The 20,637-nt window shown below is 76.5% G+C and carries 14 protein-coding genes; 12 read left to right on the top strand and 2 right to left on the bottom strand.

The window, feature by feature from the left end; translation table 11 throughout:
* Positions 1-29 precede the first annotated feature (29 nt).
* Together Q5761_RS07160 and Q5761_RS07155 are read left to right on the top strand one after the other, a co-directional pair.
* Positions 30-884 (top strand): cobalamin-binding protein, encoded by an 855-nt coding sequence (locus tag Q5761_RS07160; protein WP_318750031.1) that lies wholly within the window; start codon positions 30-32, stop codon positions 882-884.
* Entirely contained in the window at positions 844-1,188 is a 345-nt protein-coding gene (locus Q5761_RS07155; RefSeq protein WP_135225636.1) for a hypothetical protein, read from the top strand. The genes Q5761_RS07160 and Q5761_RS07155 overlap by 41 nt, the downstream gene beginning before the upstream one ends.
* 37 nt (positions 1,189-1,225) lie before the next feature.
* Here the strand turns inward: Q5761_RS07155 and Q5761_RS07150 are convergent, their stop codons facing one another.
* Positions 1,226-3,190, bottom strand: a complete 1,965-nt coding sequence (locus Q5761_RS07150; protein WP_318750030.1) for a hypothetical protein — start codon at positions 3,188-3,190, stop codon at positions 1,226-1,228.
* Between the two features lie 253 nt (positions 3,191-3,443).
* Between Q5761_RS07150 and Q5761_RS07145 the strand changes: the two genes are divergently transcribed.
* The 5 genes from Q5761_RS07145 to Q5761_RS07125 all read left to right on the top strand — a co-directional run bounded on the left by Q5761_RS07145 (position 3,444) and on the right by Q5761_RS07125 (position 9,964).
* Positions 3,444-4,244 carry an enoyl-CoA hydratase-related protein gene (locus Q5761_RS07145; RefSeq protein ID WP_318750029.1) on the top strand — a complete coding sequence of 267 codons (801 nt, stop codon included), beginning with the start codon at positions 3,444-3,446 and terminating at the stop codon, positions 4,242-4,244.
* A 376-nt stretch (positions 4,245-4,620) separates the two neighbouring features.
* Positions 4,621-5,313: a (2Fe-2S)-binding protein gene (locus tag Q5761_RS07140; protein WP_318750028.1), complete on the top strand. Its 693-nt coding sequence runs from the start codon at positions 4,621-4,623 to the stop codon at positions 5,311-5,313.
* Complete coding sequence (locus tag Q5761_RS07135) at positions 5,297-7,846, top strand: xanthine dehydrogenase family protein molybdopterin-binding subunit (protein WP_318750027.1); 2,550 nt, start codon at positions 5,297-5,299, stop codon at positions 7,844-7,846. Before Q5761_RS07140 ends, Q5761_RS07135 begins: the two co-directional genes overlap by 17 nt.
* Positions 7,843-8,991, top strand: coding sequence for an FAD binding domain-containing protein (locus tag Q5761_RS07130; protein WP_243123356.1), 1,149 nt, complete (start codon positions 7,843-7,845; stop codon positions 8,989-8,991). The genes Q5761_RS07135 and Q5761_RS07130 overlap by 4 nt, the downstream gene beginning before the upstream one ends.
* 58 nt (positions 8,992-9,049) lie before the next feature.
* A complete protein-coding gene (locus Q5761_RS07125) occupies positions 9,050-9,964 on the top strand; it encodes an SDR family NAD(P)-dependent oxidoreductase (protein WP_135225632.1) in 915 nt (304 codons plus the stop codon).
* Here Q5761_RS07125 and Q5761_RS07120 read toward each other — a convergent pair.
* Positions 9,886-11,964: a glycerophosphodiester phosphodiesterase family protein gene (locus Q5761_RS07120; protein WP_318750026.1), complete on the bottom strand. Its 2,079-nt coding sequence runs from the start codon at positions 11,962-11,964 to the stop codon at positions 9,886-9,888. The genes Q5761_RS07125 and Q5761_RS07120 overlap by 79 nt on opposite strands.
* 292 nt (positions 11,965-12,256) lie before the next feature.
* Between Q5761_RS07120 and Q5761_RS07115 the strand changes: the two genes are divergently transcribed.
* From Q5761_RS07115 to Q5761_RS07095, 5 genes are all read left to right on the top strand, one after another.
* Positions 12,257-13,789, top strand: a complete 1,533-nt coding sequence (locus Q5761_RS07115; protein WP_243123353.1) for an FAD-binding oxidoreductase — start codon at positions 12,257-12,259, stop codon at positions 13,787-13,789.
* A complete protein-coding gene (locus Q5761_RS07110; protein ID WP_318750025.1) occupies positions 13,786-15,090 on the top strand; it encodes an FAD-binding oxidoreductase in 1,305 nt (434 codons plus the stop codon). The genes Q5761_RS07115 and Q5761_RS07110 overlap by 4 nt, the downstream gene beginning before the upstream one ends.
* A gap of 78 nt (positions 15,091-15,168) precedes the next feature.
* On the top strand, positions 15,169-16,644 hold the full coding sequence (locus Q5761_RS07105) for a (Fe-S)-binding protein (protein WP_318750024.1): 1,476 nt from the start codon (positions 15,169-15,171) through the stop codon (positions 16,642-16,644).
* 181 nt (positions 16,645-16,825) lie between these two features.
* Entirely contained in the window at positions 16,826-18,238 is a 1,413-nt protein-coding gene (locus tag Q5761_RS07100) for an FAD-binding oxidoreductase (protein WP_318750023.1), read from the top strand.
* 404 nt (positions 18,239-18,642) lie between these two features.
* Positions 18,643-20,115 (top strand): Nramp family divalent metal transporter, encoded by a 1,473-nt coding sequence (locus Q5761_RS07095; protein ID WP_135225628.1) that lies wholly within the window; start codon positions 18,643-18,645, stop codon positions 20,113-20,115.
* Positions 20,116-20,637: the final 522 nt, after the last annotated feature.

The raw sequence follows: 20,637 nt of genomic DNA, 5'->3' as shown, positions 1-20,637 counted from the left end.
GGCCGGCCGACGGCGGGGGAGGGGTGCGCATGCGCATCGTGTCGCTGGCGCCGAGCAACACCGAGATCGCCTTCGCCCTGGGCCTCGGTCCCCAGGTGGTGGGGGTCGACGACCACTCCGACTACCCGCCCGAGGTGGCGCAGCTGCCGCGGGTCGGTCCCGACCTGACCATCGACGTGGACCGGGTGGCGGCCCTGAAGCCCGATCTGGTCCTCGCCTCCCTGAGCGTCCCCGGCATGGAGCGGAACGTCGAGGCCCTGCGCCGCCGCGGCCTCCCCCACCTGGTGTTGGATCCCCGGCGATGGCCGGAGGTCCTGGCCTCGATCCAGGCGGTGGCCGACGCGACCGGCTGCGGCCCGCGGGGCCGGCGCCTGGTGCGCCAGCTGGAGGAACGGGCCGCGGCCGTCCGCCGCCGCATGGCGGCCCTGGTCGCTCGCCGCGGGCGCCCGTGGCGGCTGTTCCTGGAGTGGTGGCCGCGGCCGCTGATCACGCCGGGTCGGCACAGCTGGTTCACCGACATGGCCGCGATGGTGGGCGGGGAGAATATCTTCGCCGACCTCGACCGCACCAGCGGGGTCGTCGACCCCGGCGCGGTGTTGGAGCGGGAGCCCGACGCGATCCTGCTCTGCTGGTGCGGGACCCTGCAAGGGCACATGGATCCCCGGCGGGTGGCGGCGCGCGCCGGGTGGGAGCGACTCGGGGCCGTGCGGCAGGGGCGGGTGGTGCCGCTGCCCGAGGCCCTGTTCGGCCGGCCCGGCCCGCGGCTGGTGGAGGGGCTCGAGCGGCTGGCCGCCATCCTGACCGGGTTCTTCCGCGCGGAGGTCGGGGAAGGAGCGGCAGACCATGGAACCGCAGGAAGTGCAGCTCTCCCATCCGGCCCGTGACCCGGCATCGGCGACGGTGGTCGCGGAGGTGCGGCGGGTCGCGCCCGACGTGTCCGCGCTGGGGGATCGCCTGCGCTTCACCGGCGACCTGGTGGCGCGGATCGAACCCTTCACCCGGCCCGGGCGGGTGGAGATCTACCACTGCCCCGAGGGCTGGCTCTTGTACTGCTACGACTCCGCCAAGGACAACTGGGCATGCGCCGGGCCGACCCTGGAGCAGATGATCGGCCGGCTGGAGGAAGAGAGCCTGGCCCACCTGGTGCGGGCGGGCCTCGAGCGGAGCGGGCACCTGGCGCCGCGGTGAGCGGAGCGGATCGCCGGCAGCCAGGGGTCGCCGGCCGTCATGCCTTGGCGTTGCGGTCCCCGCGGCCGCTCCTGCGCCGCCGGCCCAGGAGGACCGCCGCTGCCACCGCCGCCACCGGCGCGAAGATCAGCACGACCTCCACCAGCAGCCGTGCCATCTCCACGAGACCGATCCAGAGTACGCCCTGGCGAGCCATGATCACCGGGATCAGGGCCAGGAGCGCGAAGTACGCGAGGCCGGCGTAGCGGAAGATGGCGTTGGCACGCCGCCGGGCCTGCTCCCGGAGCGCGTCGTCCGGTTCGTCGCCCTCGGCGCCGCGCCGGCCTCCTGGGCCGTCGGCGGGCGAGCGGCCGCCCGTGCCCGTCGACCCCTGCCGGGTCCCGCCGGCGGCGTCGACGCCGCCGGCGGGCGAGTCGGCGTTGGCCCCGTGAGTGGGGCCGTGTTCGATCCCGTCGGCTCCGAAGGCGGCGGACGGCGGATCGTCGGGGCCGCCGCCCGGCCCGCTGCCCGGCGTCCCCCGAGTCCCGGCGGCCGCCAGCGCAGCCTCCAGTTCGTGCGGGGTCAGCCGCCACACCGCGGCCGGTTCCTCCAACAGGCCCCGGGCGGTCAGGGCGCGGCCGGCCCCCAGCACCGCCCGGCGCCACCAGGAGCGCAGGACCAGCATGTGGTAGCCCATCTCCGCGGCCGCCCGGCCGGTGGCCTCGGCCAGCCGGTGCGTCGCCGCCACGCGCCCGCGGTCCAGGGGGCGGCGCTCCAGGTGGCGGGCGATGGCCGCCTCGAGGGCCTGCTGGCGCCTGCGGGCGTTGATCTCGTCGGCGATGGGGCTGAGGCGGCGGTCGTGGAAGAACCGGGCCAGCAGGGCCAGCACCGGCTCGGGGTCCTCGGCCCAGGTCGGCGCCGCCAGCTCGGCGGCCGGCCAGGCCACGTAGCCGTAACGCTCGAGGAACTGGTGCCAGAGCGCGAAGAAGGGCGCAGGGTGCGCGACCTGCGTCGGGGACGCGGCGGCCGAGCGGTCGAGCCCTGGCCGGACCCCGGCGGCGAGGCGGGAGAGGCGCGGATGATAGGGTGGCTCCGTGAAGACGGCGGTCACCGCCGCGTCTTCCCGCCCGCGGGCGGCCAGGTGCCAGAGGCGCTGGGGGATCTCGGCGACCACCCCCGGCACGGGGACCAGGTCGGCGGCCCGCGGCGACCCCGGCAGGCGGAAGGCGTCAAGCAACGCCTCCAGCTGCCAGAAACTCAAGGTGGCCAACGCTTCCAGCCGCAGCATGCGGTCGAGGTGGGTCAGCCAGATCTCCCGGCAGCGTTCCAGCACCCGCCGCCACTCCCGGGCGGTCGCGGGATCGCTGGGGTCCTGGCGCTCGAGGGGGATCACCCGCAGCCGCAGCTCGCCGGCGTCGGCCAGCAGGGTGCGGGGGCCGGCCTCATCCCACCAGCGCACCAGCGTTGCCGCCTGGCGGCCCGCCGTCCAGCCGTGGCGGGCGGCCCGCCAGGTCAAGACCCCCGGTGCACGGCCCACCGGGTGCGGGCGGCCGAGCAGCCGGCCGTGTTCGTCCACGGCTAGGTCGACACCGTCGCTGGGCAGGGAGAGGTCCCGGCTGATGCGGGCGGTGAGCGGGGGCAACGTCTCCTGCCACAGGGCGGCGGAGTAGGGCGTCAGGGGCCGCGGCGACAGACCCTCCTCGGTGCGCCAGGGGCTCGACTGGCCGGCTGCGGGCTCGAGCCAGGTGCGGGGGAGGAAGGTCCACGGTGCCCGCGGGCCCGTCCCCGGTGGCATCGTCGGGCGACGGGCGGCGCCGGCTGCGGCGGTCCCGGTGGACGGCGTGCCCGGGGCACCCGCGCCGTCGTCGGTCGAACCGGCCCGCGTCCCGACCTCCCCGAAGAGGGCCTCGAGGAAGGGGGCCCCACCGGGCGCGGCGCCATCGGACGTCGCCTCCGGCGGGAGGCCGGCGGCGCCCGGTGCGGGGTTTGCTGGTGCGTTGCGCTCGCGCTTGCCGGTGCTCACGGGTCGTTCCTCCCCGCATGGGTGGGACGGGGCGCGCCTTGGCCGCGACCCCCGGCGGCCCGCGCCGAGGGACGCCGGCCGACCGGGCGCGCCGGACGCCGCTGGAGGGCGTGGGAGCCCCGGCGTAAGGCGCCTTGCTCATGATAGCAGAACGGGCGCCGGCGAGCCGCGGTCCGTTCCGCCGAGGGGCGACGGAGGCGTACGCAGGGAACCGGTTCTTCCCAGGCGAATGAAGGGGCGGAGGTGAGCCGCCTTGACCGCGACGGGGGATGGGCGGAGCCGCAGCGACGGATACCTGCTGGTCGAGACCGACGGGCCGGTCGGAATCGTCCGGCTCAACCGGCCCAAGGTGCTGAACGCCCTGTGCCGGGCGCTGATCGAGGAGCTGGCCGACGCCCTGAGCGCCTTCGACCGCGATCCCGCCATCCGCTGCATGGTGCTGACGGGCAACGAGCGCGCCTTCGCCGCCGGCGCCGACATCGCCGAGATGGCGGACAAGGGCCTGGCGGAGGTGACGGGCGACGACCTGCTGGGGACCTGGCAGCGCCTCTGGCGCATCCGCAAGCCCGTCATCGCCGCGGTCCAGGGCTACTGCCTCGGCGGTGGGTTCGAGCTGGCCATGGGCTGCGACCTGATCGTGGCGGGGGAGTCGGCCCAGTTCGGCCAGCCGGAGATCAAGATCGGCGTGATGCCGGGCGCCGGGGGTACCCAGCGGCTGACGCGGGTGGCGGGCAAGTACAAGGCGATGGAGGCCATCCTCACGGGACGCATGATCCCGGCCCGGGAGGCGGAGGCCTGGGGTCTGGTGACCAAGGTGGTGCCCGACGAGCAGTGCCTTCCCGAGGCCCTGCGCCTGGCCCACGCCATCGCCGGGATGCCGCCCCTGGCCGTGCAGATGGCCAAGGCGGCCGTGCTGCAGGCCTACGAGACGCCGCTGGGCGCCGGGCTGGAGTTCGAGCGGCGGCTGTTCTACAGCCTCTTCGCGACGGAGGACCAGAAGGAGGGCATGCAGGCCTTCCTGGAGAAGCGCGCCCCCCAGTGGAAGGGGCGGTAGCCGGCGGCGCAGGGGCGGTAGGCGGCGGCCCGGTCCGCGGGGCGGGCCGAGGCCGCCCCGCGGACCGGGCCGGGCATCCTCTGGCGGACGCCGAGGTGGCGGCGCTGCGGGCGATTGATGCCGATTGCGTCCGCGCCCGAGACGCCGGGGCAGGCCCGCGGGGAAAAGGCGCGCGTCGCGGCGGCGCGCCGCGGGGCGGCGGGCCGGCAGGCGGCCTGGGGCAGGGGGCGAGGGCCCGGCCCGCGATGGGCCGCCTGCCCCAGGCGTCGCGGCGGGCGGGCCGCCCCGCCGCAGGGTCGCGAGCCGCCGAGCGGGGCCGGGACCGACGGCCGGCCCGCGGGATGGGACGGCGGCGATGGGGAGGCGATGGCCTACGTTGCGCGACGAGGAGCGACGGATCGACGGCCGGCCCGACGGACCGGGGGCGGAAGGCGGGGGACCGCGGCGGGCGGGCGGCCGCAGCCCCCAGGGCGCCGTTCCGGGGCTGCCGGCGACGGCCTTCCACCCGTCGGTGGCGGTCCGGCTCGAGGTCAACGGCGAGACCTGGGTGGGCGAGGTGCCCGCCACGGAGACCCTGGCCACGTTCCTCCGGGACCGCCTGGGGCTGACCGGGACCAAGATCGGCTGCGAGGAGGGCAACTGCGGCGCCTGCAGCGTGATCCTCGACGGAGCGCTGGTCTACAGCTGTCTCGTGCTGGCGGCGGCCTGCGACGGCGGGCGGGTCGAGACGGTGGAGGGACTGGCGCGGGAGGACCGGCTCCACCCCGTGCAGGAGGCGTTCGTCGCCGAGGACGCCCTGCAGTGCGGCTTCTGCACGCCGGGTCAGATCATGGCGGTCAAGGCGCTGCTGGACCGGGAGCCCCGGCCGACCCCCGAGCAGGTGCAGGCGGCCCTGGCGGGCAACCTTTGCCGCTGCGGCGCCTACCCGCGCATCGTCAAGGCGGCCCTCCGGGCGGCGGCGACGATGGCGGGTGGGGCGGAGACGGCGGCGAGCCGCCGCGGGGACGACGGCTCCGCGGACGGCGCCACCGACGGGGAAGGGGGGACGCGGGGTGCCCCGGCTCGTTAAGACCCGGTTCGAGTTCGAGGGCCGGGTCCAGGAGCGGTACGTCGTGGTGGAAGACGATCCCGCCGGCCCCCTGCCCGATGGGGCCGCGCTGCGCTACGTCGGCCGGCCCCAGACCCGGGTCGACGCCTGGGAGAAGGTGACGGGACGGGCGCGCTACACCCACGACGTGCGCCTGCCCGGCATGGTCCACGCGGTGATCGTGCGCAGCCCCTACCCCCACGCCCGCATCCGCGCCATCCGCACGGAGCGCGCCCTGGCCATCCCCGGGGTGCTGGCGGTGCTGACCCACGAGAACTGCCCGCCCATCCCCTGGGGCCGGGAGGGCGACCGCGTCCTCAACCCGGTGGTGCGGTACCACGGCGACGAGGTGGCGGTGGTGGCGGCGCGGGACCTGGCCACGGCCCGCGCCGCGGCGGCGGCCCTCGAGGTGGAGTACGATCCGCTGCCCTTCGTGGTCGACCTGGAGGAGGCGATGAAGCCCGACGCGCCGCCGGTTCGTCCGCAGGGCAACGTGCGCTGGGACCGCGCGGCTCGCTACAGCCGCGGCGACGTGGAGGCCGGCCTGCGCCAGGCGGCGGTGGTGGTCGAGGGCACCTTCCGCACCCCGGTGCAGCTGCACAACTGCATGGAGACCCATGGCAGCGTGGTGGACTGGCAGCCCGACAAGGTGACCATCTACGACTCGACCCAGCACATCTTCGGGGTGCGGGACCGGTTCGCCCAGCTGTTCGGCCTGCCCGTCCACCGGGTGCGGGTGGTCAAGGAGCACATGGGCGGCGGGTTCGGCAGCAAGAACGGCTTGCACAAGTACACGGTGCTGGCCGGCATCCTCAGCCGCCAGCTGGGCCGGCCGGTGCGGTGCGTGCTGGACCGCGAGGAGGAGAACCTGGCGGCGGGCAACCGCCACAGCACCCTGCAGCGCCTCAAGCTGGGCGCCACCGCCGACGGCCGGCTGGTGGCCATCGACCTGGAGGCCTACGCGGCGGTGGGGGCGATGGGCAGCCCGGGGGCCATCGGCGGCCCGGCCCGGCAGCTGTATGCCTGCCCCAACGTGCGCACCGTGGAGGTGCCCGTCCACACCAACACGGGACCGGCGTCGGCCTTCCGCGCCCCCGGGTACGTGGAGGGCACCGTGGCCCTGGAGGTGCTGATGGACGAGCTGGCCCGGCGCCTCGACCTGGATCCCATCGAGCTGCGCCTGCGGAACCACACCGACGTCGACCCCACCAGCGGTCGGCCCTACTCCTCCAAGGGGCTGCGGAAGGCGTACGCCCTGGGCGCGGCCATGGCGGGATGGGAGGCGAAGCGGCGCCGGCCGCCGCTGGGTCCCTCGGCGGCGGAGGGGACCGGGGCGGACGAACCGGCCCCGGGGCCGGGGCGTGGCGGCGCCGGCGCGGCCGCGGCGGGCAGGGCGCTCGCCGCGCCGGACCGGGGCGAGCGGGCCGACGGGTTCGCAGGGGGCGGCCCCGCGACGCCGGCGGCGGCTTCGGTCCGCGCGGGAGCCCGCCGGCCGAAGCTGCGCGGCATCGGCATGGCCAGCCAGATCTGGGGCGGCGCCGGCGGGCCGCCGGCCCAGGCGGAGGTGCGCATCCACCCCGACGGCACGGTCACCGTGGTGACGGCCAGCCAGGACATCGGCACCGGCACCCGCACGGTGCTGGCGCAGATCGCCGCCGAGGAGCTGGGCGTGCCCATCGAGCGGGTGCGGGTGCTCCTGGGCGACACCGACGGCGGGCCCTACGCGCCCATCAGTGCCGGCAGCATGACGGTGCCGTCCGTGGGCCCGGCGGTGCGCTCCGCGGCCGCCGACGCGGCGCGGCAGGTCGTGGAGCTGGCGGCGGGGCTGCTGGAGGCCGACCCCCGCGACCTGGAGCTGGTTCCTCCGGGACGGGTGCAGGTCCGGGGCGCCCCGGACCGCGGCGTCGACCTGGCGGAGCTCGGCAAGACCCTGGGGCAGTACGTGATCACCGGCCGGGGGAGCCGCGGTCCCAACCCCGACGAGTACGCCATCCACACCTTTGGCGCCCAGTTCGCCGAGATCGAGGTGGACCCCGCCACCGGCGAGGTGCGGGTCCTGGACCTGTGGGCGGTCCACGACATCGGGCGGGTGGTCAACCCCCTGACGGCCACGGCCCAGATGGAGGGCGGCATGATCCAGGGCCTGGGCTTCGCCCTGTTCGAGGAGCGGGTCGTCGACCCCGTCAGCGGCCGGGTGCTCAACGCGAACCTGGAGAACTACCGGGTGCCCACCGTGGCCGACGTCCCGCGGCTGCACGTGGCCTTCACCGACGACCCCGACCCCCACGGCAACAACCTGGGCGTCAAGGGGGCGGGCGAGCCGCCCATCATCCCCACGGCGGCGGCCATCGCCAACGCCTTCTACCACGCGACGGGCATCCCCGTACGGGAGCTGCCCCTGACCCGGGCGCGGGTGCTGGAGCTGCTCCGGCGGCACGGCATCGGGCCCGACGGGCGCCGGCGACCCCGACGCCCGGCGGACGGCGGCGCGGCTGGAGGAGGTGAGGGCCGGTGAGGGCGGAACGGGGCTCGGAGCGGGGGACGGCCACGGAGGCGGACCGGATGGCGGCTGCCGAGCACGGCGTCCCGCCGGATCCGTCGGGGACGGCCGCCGGCGCCCCGGCCTACGCGCGGGCGCGAACCCTGGAGGAGGCCCTGGCCGTCCTCGCCGGGGGTCCGGCGGCGACGGGGGACCCGCGGCCCGTGGTGCTGGCGGGCGGCACCGACCTCCTGACCCTGTGGCGACGGCATCGGCGCCAGCCGTCGCGCCTGCTGGACATCGGGCGCCTCGACGCCCTCCAGGGCATGGGGCCGGACGCCGAAGGCGGGTGGCGCATCGGCGCCCTGGTCACCCTCTCGGAGCTGGCGCGCGCCGGCGCCCTGCCGCCCGCGTACCAGGCGCTGGCGGAAGCCGCGGCGGCCTCGGCGACGCCGGCCCTGCGCAACCGGGCGACCTTGGGCGGCAACCTCGAGCAGCGGGTGCGCTGCTGGCACTACCGCAGCGGGTTGCCGTGCCGCTTCGCCGGCGACGACCACTGCAGCTGCGCGGCGCCCGAGGCGGCGGCGCCCTTCCAGGCCATCTTCGGCCACGGCCCGGGGGAGCCCGGGGAGGGCTGCGGGGCCGTCCATCCCTCGGATCCCGCCGTCGCCCTGACGGCGCTGGGGGCGGAGGTAGAGCTGGCCCGGTGGGAAGCGGGGCGCATCACGCGGCGCCGCGTGCCGGTGGACGCCTACTTCACCGGCCGGCCGACGGCCGGGGCGCCGGGTCTGACCGTCCGCCGGCCCGACGAGTTGGTGACGGCCGTGGTCCTGCCACCGCTTGCCGAGCCCTCCGCCAGCACGTACCGCAAGGTCATGGATCGGCGGGTGTGGCAGTTCGCGCTGGTCAGCCTCGCGGCCTGGGTCCGTTGGGCGCCGGGTCCCGTGGTGGGGGCGGTGCGGCTGGCGCTGGGCGGCGTCGCCCTGAAGCCCTGGCGCCTCGAGGCCGTCGAGGCGTGGCTGCGGGGGCGCGCCCTCGACGGGGCGACGGCCTGGGAGGCCGGGGAGCGGGCCGTGGAAGGGGCCCGGCCGCTGGCCGGAAGCGGGTTCAAGGTGGAGCTGGTGCGGTCGCTGGTGGCCGACACGCTCCAGGACCTGGCGGACCGCGCCGCCACCACCTAGGGACCTCGGATGGACCCGGGGCGCGGGGCCCGCCGGTGCGGCACGGGAGGGATGGGGGGTGCCCACGGTCCTGATCACCGGCGCCAGCAGCGGCATCGGCCGGGCCACCGCCCTGGCCCTGGCCCAGCGGGGCTGGCGGGTCCTGGCGGGCGTGCGCCGGGAGGCCGACGGCCGCGCCCTGCGGCAGGCCGCCGGGCCGGCGGTCGAACCGGTCCTGCTGGACGTGACGAACCCGGCCCACGTGCGGGCCGCGGCCGAGGCGGTGGATCGATGGACGGGGGCGGCCGGGCTGCAGGGGCTGGTGAACAACGCCGGCATCGCCGCCGCCGGGCCGGTGGAGCTCGTCCCCGAGGCGGTGTGGCGCCACCAGCTGGAGGTCAACGTGGTGGGCGTGGTGGCCGTCACGCGGGCGCTGCTGCCGGCCCTGCGCCGCGGGCGGGGGCGCCTCGTGCTCATGGGCTCCGTCGCCGGCCTGGTCGCCCTGCCCTTCATGGGTCCCTACGCGGCCTCCAAGTTCGCCCTGGAGGCCTTGGCCGACGCGCTGCGCATCGAGCTGGCCCCCTGGCGCATCCAGGTGTGCCTCATCGAGCCGGCGGCGGTGGCCACGCCCATCTGGGCCCGCTCGGTGGAGGTCGCCCGGCGCTCCCTGCTCCCGCCGCCACCGGATGCGGCCCCCGTCTACCAGGCCGCGGTGGCGGCCATGACCCGGGTCGCCGAGCGCAACGCCCGGCGGGGTCTGGCGCCCGAGGTGGTGGCCGAGGCCGTGGTCCACGCCCTCACGGCGCGGCGGCCGCGGTCCCGCTACCTGGTGGCGCCGCCGGGCCACGCCCGGCAGATCCGCCTCCTGCGCTGGCTGCCCACGGGCCTGCGGGATCGGCTGGTGGGGGCCACGGTTCAGCGGCTGCTTGCGCGGTCGCGGACGGCGCCGACCGGCGCGAAGGCGGTGGAGCCCACGGAGCCTGGATCCGGGTGAAGCCCCGGCCGCGGCCGGCGCCCCCCGGCGGGCGCACGGCCGGCGTCCGCGGCCCCGCCCGCGCCCGGGGGCCCGAACAGGTGGGACCGCACCGCCAGGGCCAGGTCCGGCCGGTCCGTCACGATCCCGTCGGCCCCGGCGAGGAAGAGCTGCTCCATCTTGCGGGGGTCGTTGACCGTCCAGGCGTGGACCTCCAGCCCGCGGTTGTGGGCGAGACGGACGAGTCCCGCCGCGAAGACCTTGAGGGGGCCGTGGTACTCGGGCACCTGCAACGCCACCCCCGGCGGCCGCAGGAAGGGCGTCAGGCCGAGCCGCTGCGCCACCACGAACCGCAGCGCCTCCCCGCTGGCGAGGCTGGTGGGCACCTCGGGCGCCACCGCGCGGAAGTGGCGCAGGGTGCGGTCGTGGAAGGAGGCCACCATCACGCGCCGGGTGGCGCCGTGCTCCCGGAGCGTGCGGGCCACGTCCTCGGCCAGCCGGGGATCGTCGTCCTTGAGCTCGATCAGCAGCCGCTGGCGGGGCAGCGCCGCGAGGACCTCCTCCAGGGTGGGGATCCTCAGCCCCCGGCCGCGGTAGGGGTAGGTGCGGCCGCCGTCGGGCGTCCAGCGGTACCCGGCATCCAGGGCCTTCACCTGCTCCAGCGTCATGGCGTGGACGTCGCCGGAGCCGTCGGTGGTCCGGTCGACGGTCTCGTCGTGGAGCACCACCAGGGCGCCGTCGGCGATGCGGTGGACGTCCAGCTCCACCCAGTCCGCGCCCAGCGCCGCGGCGTACCGGAAGCTGGCCAGCGTGTTCTCGGGGCGCCGATCCCCGCCCCGGTGGGCGATGACCAGCGGCAGCGGCCGGTCGGGGGACGGCCCGGCCATCGGGCCGAACGCCTCCCGGGGCACCGGCGGCCGGGCGAGGACGCTGCCCACCACCGCGGCGGCCAGCAATCCGAGGGCGAGCCGCCCCAGCCGCTGAGCCGGTCGCCCGCCGGCCGGCCCGCCGCCGCGCATCGGGCGGCCCGACGCGCCGAGGAGCCCGACCGGATCGGCGCCCTCCGACCCGGCCGGCCCGGCGCCGGTGGGAGCATCGCCCGGCCCCGCCGCCGGGCTCCCTGCGGCCGCGGTCCGCGCCGACGGGCCCGCCAGCCCCAGGCGGTGGAAACACCAGGGCGCCCCGGCGGTCACCCAGAGGCCCAGCAAGGCGTAGCCGGGGAGTTCCGGCAGCCCGTTGGGGATCAGCGCCCCGTGGAGGGCATAGAGGGCGGCGAAGCCGGCCATGCCCACCACCCACCGGGCGATGGCCACCCGCGCCGGCGCCGGGGTGCGCAGGGGGAAGGCCGCGAAGGCGTCGAGGTCGCCGGCCAGGAACCCCATGAGGAAGCCCAGGGTCTGGTAGGCGACGGACTCGCCGCAGAGCGGCAGGAGCAGCAGGGGGACCACCACGGTCGCCACCCGCTTGCGGCGGCGCGGCCAGGCCCCGCCCAGGCCGCGCCGGAACCCCCAGCGGAAGGCGGCCATCACGGCCGCCCCGATGGCCAGTCCGCCCAGGGTGTCCCCCAGGTAGTGGACGCCCAGATAGGGCCGCGAGAAGGCGATCAGGGCGATCAGCACCGGCGCCAGCGCGCGCCACCAGCGGGCGCGGTACTCGAGCCACAGGTAGCCGAACAACGTCATGGCGCCCTGGGCGTGGCCGGAGGGGAAGCCCGGGCTCGTCTCCCGCACCAGCACGCGCACCCCGTCGAAGAGGGCCGAGGGCCGCGGCAGGTTGGCCAGCTCCTTGAGGAACCCGTTGAGCCACATCGACGCGAGGAAGAGGAAGGCCAGCTGGTGGCCGCGCCGCCGGTCCAGGCACCAGTACACGAAGGGCAGGACCAGCATGTAGAAGTACTCGCTGCCCAGGTACGTGAAAAGCTGGGCCACCGCATCGAGGCCGGGCGTCGCCACCTGCTGGAGCACCCGGATGCCGTCGCCGTCGAACACGGCACCGCCCCCGTTCCGCCGCGGCCAGGCCACGGCACCGCCTCCGTCTCCCGCGCCGGTGCCGGATCGCCGTCGCTGATTTCGCGGCCCCACGACCCCGTTCCTACCGGCGCCGCAGGGCCGCGTTCGTCCGCCAGGGCTGTTGCCCGGACCGCCCTGGGGCCACCGACCGGCCGCCGCGCGGCGCGGCGGCACCAGCCGAGCGCCGCGGCGGCACCAGGAACTCGGTCGATCACAAGGAATAAGAATCCCTAAAGCGAGACGCCACCGATTGCGAATCCCCCCAAAGGCGGACGGCGAGACGACGAACCCCGGAGCGGGGGCGATGGCCATGGAGGCGGGGCGGACGGCGGCCTTCCTCGCCGCACTGCGGCGACTCTACCCGCCGGGGGCGATGCATACGGACCCGGCCCAGCTGGCGGCCTACGAGTGCGACGGGTTGACGGTCTTCCGGGCCCGGCCGCTGGCGGTGGTGCTGCCCACGTCCCGGGAGCAGGTGGCGGCGACGGTGCGGCTGTGCCGGGAGCACGGCGTGCCCTTCGTCGCCCGGGGCAGCGGCACCAGCCTCTCCGGAGCCGCGGTGCCCGTACCCGGCGGGATCGTCATCGCCCTGAACCGCATGAACCGCATCCTGCACCTGGATCCTGACCAGCGGCTGGCGGTGGTCGAACCTGGCGTGGTGAACCTGCAGATCAGCAAGGCGGCCGCCCCCTACGGGCTCTACTACGCGCCCGACCCCTCGAGCCAGGTGATCTGCACCATCGGGGGCAACGTGTCGTTCAACTCCGGTGGCGCCCACTGCCTGAAGTACGGGATGACCGCGAACCACGTGCTCGGCATGAAGGTCGTGCTGGCCACGGGCGAGACGGTGGAGGTGGGCGGTGCGAGCCTCGACGTGGCGGGCCCGGACCTGCCGGGGCTCTTCACGGGCGCCGAGGGCCAGTTCGGGGTGGTGGTCGAGGTGACCGTCCGGCTGCTGCCCCGCCCGGAGGCGGTGCGGACCGTGCTGGCGGCCTACCAGCGCCTGGAGCAGGCGGGGGACGCCGTCAGCGCGGTGGTGGCCGCGGGGCTCCTGCCGGCGGCCATGGAGATCATGGATCGCCTGGCCATCGAGGCCGCCGAGGCCGCCGTCGGCGCCGGCTACCCGCGGGACGCGGGCGCGGTGTTGATCGTCGAGCTCGACGGGCCGCGGGACGAGGTGGAGGCCGACCTCCGGCGCCTGATGGCGGTCATCGAGGGCTCGGGGCCCCAGGCGGTCCGCCTCGCCCGGGACGAGGCCGAGCGCATGCGCCTGTGGAAGGGGCGCAAGAGCGCCTTCTCCGCCGTCGGCCACATCAGCCTCGGCTACCTGGTCCAGGACGGCGTGGTGCCCCGGACCCGGCTGGGGGAGGCCCTGGCCCGCATCCAGGCGCTGGCGGCGCGGCACGGCCTGCGGGTGGCCAACGTCTTCCACGCCGGCGACGGCAACCTCCACCCGCTGATCCTCCTGGACGACCGCTCGCCGGAGACGGTGGAGCGGGCGGAGGAGCTGGCCGCCGCCATCATCGAGGCCTGCATCGAGCTGGGGGGATCCATCACCGGCGAGCACGGCGTGGGGCTGGAGAAGCGCCGCTTCCTCCCGCGGCTGTTCGATCCCGTGACCCTGGACCTGATGCGTCGCATCCGCCGCGCCTTCGATCCCGACGAGCTGGCGAACCCGGGGAAGGTCTTCCCGGACGAACCGGCGCCGGCACGGGGCACTGCTGCCGGCCCGGCGCCGCGCGACGAGGCGTCCCGGGGACCGGCGGAGGGCGGCCGCGGGGCCGGGCCGGGCGATCCGGTGGCGGCGGCCGGCGGGCGCAGGGGGGAGCGACGGTGACCGCCGCCGGGCGGCCCGACGGGGGGCCGGAGCGGGCGGCCGTCGTCCGGCCCGCCTCCCTCGAGGAGCTGGCCCGCCTGGTGCGCGAGGCCCGCCGGGTGCTGCCCCGGGGTGGCGGCACCAAGGTGCGGTCCTGGGAGGCGGCGCCGGCGCCGCCGGCCGGCGGGGGGCGGGACGCCGCGAACCCCTGGGCCGCGGATGACGTCCTGGTCCTGGACACCACCGGCCTGGCGGGGGTGGTGGAGTACGACCCGGCGGAGTTCACGGTGACGGTCCGCGCCGGGACGCCCGTCGCCGCCCTGGAGGCCCTGCTGGCCGAGCACGGGCAATACCTGCCCTTCGACCCGCTGTTGGTCGACGCCGGCGCCACCGTGGGCGGCACCGTGGCCATGGGGGTCTCGGGGGCCTGCCGGCTGCGGTACGGTGGCGTCCGCGACTTCGTGCTGGGGGTCACCTGCGTCGACGGCGAGGGGCGGGTGGTGCGCGCGGGGGGACGGGTGGTGAAGAACGCCGCCGGGTACGACCTGCCCAAGTTCCTCTGCGGCAGCATGGGTCGGTTCGCCGTGCTGGCCGAGCTGACTTTCAAGGTCTTCCCCCGCCCCGAGGAGTTCCTCACCGTGGTCCTGGCCTGTCCCGACGTCGCCGAGGCCGCCACCGCCCTGCGGGCCCTCTACCGCTCGCCGCTGGAGCCCCACGCCCTCGAGGTCGCGGCGCCCGGCGTCCTCGACGGGCTCCTCCCGGCGGAGGTCGCCCCCGCGGCGCCCACCGAGCCGGCGGGGTCGGCCTACCTGCTCCTGGTCCGGATCGGCGGTCCCGCGACCATCCTCCGCGGCTGGGCCGATCGGGTGATCGAATGCGTGCGCGAGGCCACCGGTCGCCCCCCGGCGGCCGAGGTGCTGGCGGGTGCAGCGGAGCGCCGGCTCTGGACCGCCCTGCGGGAGCTGGCGTGGGCGGGGAGGCGGGATGCGGGCCGGGCGGACGGGGGCCCCCTGCTGCGGCTCTACAGCCGGCCGGCCCTGATGCCCGAGCTGGACGCGCTGCTCGACCGCCACGGCGCCCGGCGCCTGCACAGCCAGGCGGCCACGGCGGCGTGGGTCCTCTTCCCGGACGAACCGGCCTGGGAGGCGTTGCTGCCGGCCCTGCGAGCGGCGGCGGTGCCGGCCCTGCTCTGGGCGGGCAGCGGCCCGTGGCCCGGCGGGTACCTGGTGCCGCCCGCCGGCACCGCGGTGGCTCAGGCCCTCAAGCGGGTCTTCGATCCCCACGGCCGCCTGCCGCCCCTTCCGTGGGAGGAGGGCGTCTGAGCCCCGCGCCGGTGGGCCCGATCCCCGACGCGGCCGCGACGGCACGGCGACGACGGGAACGGGGGAGGGGGCTGACCCGTGCAGCACCAGATCCCGGTGGACCGCCTGGGGCCCGCCGGCCCCGCCATGGCCGCGGCGGTCGATGCCTGCGTCCACTGCGGCTTCTGCCTGAGCGCCTGCCCCACGTACCTGCTGCTGGGCGAGGAGATGGACTCGCCCCGCGGGCGCATCTACCTGATGAAGGAGGCGCTGGAGGGGCGCATCCCCGTGGGCGGCAGCGTGGCCGCCCACGTGGACCGCTGTCTGGGCTGCCTCGCCTGCGTCTCTGCGTGCCCCTCCGGGGTCCGCTACGGCGAGCTGCTGACCCCCTTCCGGGCCCTGCGCGAGGCGCAGGCCCCCCGGCCGCGGACGGAGCGGTGGCTGCGGTTCGCCCTGCTGGCCACGCTGACCGATCCCCGGAGGTTCCGCCGCGCGGTGCGGCTGGCGGCGGCCGTCGGGCCCCGTCTCCGGGGCGCCCTGGGGCGGCTGGCGGCCGAGCCCCGGGGGTCCGCGGCCGCCGTCGCCGGTGACTCGCCGACGGCCGGCGCCGCCGATGGGACGGCCGCCGCCGGGGGTGCGGGCGGCGAAGCGGCGGGCTCGCCAGTCGCCCCCGGATCGGTCGATCGCGCGGCGGGGTTCGCCCCGGCGGTGGCCGCCGCGGGAGCGGCCGAGGCTTCCAGCCCGCTCCGGCGGCTGTTGCGGCAGCTGGTGGCGTTGCTGGAGCTGGCGCCACCCCGGGTGCCTCCGCCCGACCCGCTGCCCCGCGTCATCCCCGCCCGCGGCCGTCGCCGGGCCCGCGTCGCCCTGCTCGTCGGGTGCGTCCAGCAGGTCCTGGCGCCGCGGATCAACCGCGCCACCGCCCAGGTGCTGGCGGCCAACGGCGTCGAGGTGGTGGTGCCGCCGGTCCAGGGCTGCTGCGGGGCCCTGCCCCTGCACGCCGGCGACCTGGAGCGGGCGCGGCGCCTGGCCGCCCGCAACCTCCGCGCCTTTCCCGCGGACGTGGACGCCGTGGTGGTCAACGCCGCCGGCTGCGGTTCGGCGATGCGGGAGTACGGCCACCTCTTCGCCGGGCACCCGGCGGAGGAGCGCGCGCGGGCCCTGGCCGCCCGGGTGCGGGACGTGGCCGAGTTCCTGGACGAACTGGGCCCCCGCGCACCGGGGCCGCTGCCGGCACCCCGCCGCGTCGCCTACCACGACGCCTGCCACCTGGCCCACGGCCAGGGGGTTCGGGAGGCGCCCCGGCGGCTGCTGGCCGCCATCCCGAACCTGGAGCTGGTGGAGCTGGACGAGCCCGACCTCTGCTGCGGATCGGCGGGCACCTACAACCTGGAGCATCCCGACCTGGCCCGGCGGCTGCAGGCGCGCAAGGTGGCCAGCATCCGCCGCAGCGGCGCCCAGGCGGTGGCCACGGGCAACATCGGCTGCCTGGTGCAGATCCGGCAGGGGCTGGAACGGGAGGGCCTGTCGCTGCCCGTCGTCCACACGGTGGAGGTCTTGGCCGAGGCCTACGGCTGAGGCGGCCGGCGGGTCCCGCGGATCCAGGGACGCCGGGCCTCACCAGGGCGCCCCGCGGCGACTCCGGGGGCGACGGCGCCGGGTGGGGAGCGGCTCGCCGGCGTACCGTCGCCATGCGGGCGCTGCGCAAGGATCGGTCCAGGCCGGAAGGGCCGGGCCGTCGATGGAGGGAGGGAGGGGGGTGCCGGCACCGTCGCTGAACCGGCCGACGCCGACGCAACTCGACGAGCTGCGATCGCTGCTGGGCGACCCCCGCAAGGTGGGCACCGGGCAGGCGGTGCGCGAGCACCACAGCCACGACTTCAGCTACCACCGGCCTCGCCTGCCCGATGCGGTGGTCTACCCCGAGTCGACCGACGACGTGCGGGCGGTCCTGGAATGGGCGGCGCGGCACCGGGTGCCCGTGGTGCCCTTCGGCGTGGGCAGCAGCCTCGAGGGGCACACGGTGCCCCTGGCGGGCGGGATCAGCCTCGACATGACCCGCATGGACGCCATCCTCGAGGTCCGCCCCGAGGACTTCCTGGTGCGGGTGCAGCCGGGCGTGACGCGCTCGCGGCTCAACCAGCGTCTGGCCCGCGAGGGCCTGTTCTTCCCGGTCGATCCCGGCGCCGACGCCACCATCGGCGGCATGATCGCCAACAACGCCAGCGGCACCAACGCCGTGCGCTACGGCGCCATGAAGCACCAGGTGCTGGGGCTCGAGGTGGTCCTCGCCGGGGGCCGGGTGATCCGCACGGGCAGCCGCGCGGTGAAGTCGTCGGCCGGGTACAACCTGACCGCGCTCTTCGTCGGGTCCGAGGGCACGCTGGGGGTGGTGACCGAGGCCATCCTGCGCATCTACCCGTTGCCCGAGTTCGTCCTGGCCGCCCGGGCCAGCTTCCCCAGCGTGGAGGCGGCGGCGCGGGTGGCGGTGGCCCTGATCCGCGCCGGCGTGCCCGTCGCCCGCGTGGAGCTGGTCGATGCCCCGACGATCCGGGCGGTCAACGCGTACAAGGGCACGCGGTATCCCGAGCGGCCCACCCTGTTCCTCGAGTTCGCCGGGACCGAGGCCGCGGTGCGCGAGGAGGTGGCCCTGGCCCAGGAGCTGGCCGCCCTGGAAGAGGGCGTGGACTTCGCCTTCGAGACCGAGCCGGCCGCCCGGGAGCGGCTGTGGGAGGCGCGGCACCAGGCGGCGCTGGCCATCGCCGCCGCGGCTCCCGGTCGCCGCATGATGGCCACGGACGTCTGCGTGCCCCTCTCCCAGCTGCCGGCGGCCGTCGCCTTCGCCCGCCGGGTGGCGGAGGAACACGGCCTCGAGGCCGCCATCCTGGGGCACGTGGGCGACGGCAACTACCACGTGACCTTCATGGTCGACCCCGACGATCCGGCCGAGGTCCGGCGGGCCGAGGCGGTCAACGAGCGCATCGTCCGCGATGCCCTGGCCCGGGGCGGCACCTGCACCGGCGAGCACGGCGTCGGCATGGGCAAGGTCAAGTACCTGGAAGCGGAGCACGGGGCGGAGGCGGTGGAGCTGATGCGCGCCCTCAAGGCGGTGCTGGATCCCCTGGGGATCCTCAATCCGGGGAAGGTGGTGGGGACGCCGGTCCCGTCATAAGGGTGATGGGGGCGGGTCAGATCGTCGGGCGAGGGAGGGGCGAGCCGCCGGGGGCGGGTTCGCCCCCGAAGGAGGGGAGGGGGGATGGCGCGCCGGGGCGGCGGCGCGGGGGGCGTCGCGTCGGACCGGGGCGGGATCCGACGCGGAGGGCGGAGGAGTCGGCCCGCCGGGCGCCCGCCGCAGGGTGCGGCGAGGAGCCCGGCGCGGGCGGGATGGACGCCCCGGCCCGCCGGTCGCAGGGGGGTGGACCGGTGGTCGGGGGCGGTGGCATGCGCACCGGGTTGGCGGATCGCTGGCGGGGCCGGGACGCCCGCCCCCGCTGGCGGTGGGTGCCCGGGGCATGCGGAGCGGCGACTGGAGGGTTGCCGGCGGGGGTGGACGCTCCGCGACGGGAGGGGTGAACCGTGGCGAAGGCCGTGCGCACCGTGCCCATGGGGTTCGGCCCGGCCATGGAGGTGGGCGAGCTTCCAGCGCCGCCTCCCTTCACCCTGCGCAACTTCCTCGGGATGGTCGGCGTCAGCGCCATCCTGATCAGCATCTCCATCGGCAGCGGCGAGTGGCTGCTGGGGCCGCGGACGGTGATCCAGTACGGCCCGGCCCTGCTGTGGATCGTCACCGTGGCCACCGTGCTGCAGACGATCTTCAACCTGGAGTGCCAGCGCTACACCCTGGCCACCGGCGAGTCGGTCATCCCCGGCCTGATGCGCCTGTGGCCCGGCCGGTGGTTCTGGGGACCGGTCTGGGCGCTGATCTGCATCCTCTCGGTGTCCCCGGGGTGGGCCGCCTCGTCGGCCACGGCGCTGGCCGCCCTGCACCTGGGGCGCCTGCCCGCGGACGCCGATCGCGGGCTGGTCCTGGTCTACGGCATCCTGGCGATGCTGCTGGTCATGCTGGTGGTCGCCTTCGGGACGCGGGTCGAGCGGACCCTGACGCGGGTCTCGACCTTCGCCGTGGTCTTCATCTTCGCCAGCCTGATCGTCCTCGACCTCTGGCTCGTGCCCTGGGAGTGGTGGGGCCGCGTCGCCGCCGGGTTCTTCCAGTTCGGGTTCCTGCCCTCGGGCGAGGGCGGCCGCGTGGACTGGGCCCTGATCGGCGGGTTCGCCGGCTACGCGGCCACCGGCGGCGTGCTCAACATGGCGGCCTCCAACTGGATGCGCGACCGCGGCTGGGGCATGGGCGGCCAGGTGGGGTACATCCCCGCCCTGATCGGCGGCCGCAAGGTGCAGGTCTCGACCACCGGGAAGATCTTCGACCTGACCGCCGAGAGCCTGGCGCGGTTCCGCGAATGGCTCCGGTACAGCCGGTGGGAGCAGTGGACGCTGTACCTCGGCGGTTGCCTGCTGGGCATGTACCTGTGCGTGCTGCTGGCCGTGGGCCTGATCGCGCCGGGGACGCCGTTGAAGGGCACCTACGACGTGGCGGCCATCCAGGCCGAGGCGGTCTCCCGCTTCCTGGGCGGTCTCGGCTGGGTCTGGGTGCTGCTCATCGGCTTCTGGGTCCTGTGGGGGACCCAGCTCAGCGCCACCGACGCCGTGGTGCGGCACCTCACCGACCTGGTCTGGTCGCTGGGATTGGGGCGCTGGACGCGGGACGACATCCGCGTGGTCTACTACCTCATCATGGCCGTGGTCACGGTCTGGCTGGCCTTCTTGTTCGCCTACAACCCCCTGACCCTGGTGCTGCTGGTGGCCAACATGGCCGGCGTGGCCTTCGTGGTCGGGGGGCTGACGCTGCTGTGGCTCAACACCCGGATCCTGCCGCCGGAGCTGCGGCCGGGATGGCTCGCGCGCCTGGGCCTGGTGGCGCTCTCGCTCTTCTATGCCTTCTTCGTCTACCAGACGGCGCAGCAGGTCCTGGGCCAGCTGTGGCGGGCGTGACGTCGGCACCGAGCCGGTGCGGGCCCGACCGACGCCCGGCAGGGGCACCGGGGGAGGGGGCTTTACGTCAGTAGCGCTTCAGGGCCCACCGCGGCATCGGCCGCGGCGGAAGAACCGGCCAGGGGGCCCGGCGACGCCGATCGCCGGGCCCTCGCCGCGGGCGGCGGGACGGGGCGCAGGGCTGGGGGCCCCGACGCCAGGGGCGCGGAGGGACCGGCCGCAGCGGCCTTGTCGGGACGGGTTCCGCTCACGGCGCCGGCGAGGTCGTCCACCCCCCGAGACCGGCGGCTGGCCGCCTCCGGCAGGGACGGCGGGACGGGCGGCGAAGGCCGAGGGCGGGGCGGCCGCGGGGGATCGCCGTGCGCAACGCGCGCCGGGCGGCGGGCGACGGTGGCCGGCGGCGCCTGGCGGCGCCCGGCCCCAGGGGCGGCGGCCCCGTCGCCCCGTGGGCCCGGCGGGCTCGGCGTGCACCAGGGGGATGCGCTGCGGGGGACGGCTGCGGCCGGTGGAGAGGTGACCGGC

Origin of the sequence: Thermaerobacter composti, from assembly GCF_033582035.1 — a bacterium.
GTDB lineage: Bacteria > Bacillota > Sulfobacillia > Thermaerobacterales > Thermaerobacteraceae > Thermaerobacter > Thermaerobacter composti.
The sequence above is the reverse complement of the archived record's forward strand: the minus strand, read 5'-3'. Positions and strand labels throughout refer to the sequence as shown.

Excerpts from the sequence above, each read along its gene's own strand:
- Q5761_RS07160 (WP_318750031.1), top strand. The coding sequence starts at position 30 with ATGCGCATCGTGTCGCTGGCGCCGAGCAACACCGAGATCGCCTTCGCC.
- Q5761_RS07155 (WP_135225636.1), top strand. The coding sequence starts at position 844 with ATGGAACCGCAGGAAGTGCAGCTCTCCCATCCGGCCCGTGACCCGGCA.
- Q5761_RS07115 (WP_243123353.1), top strand. The coding sequence starts at position 12,257 with ATGGCCATGGAGGCGGGGCGGACGGCGGCCTTCCTCGCCGCACTGCGG.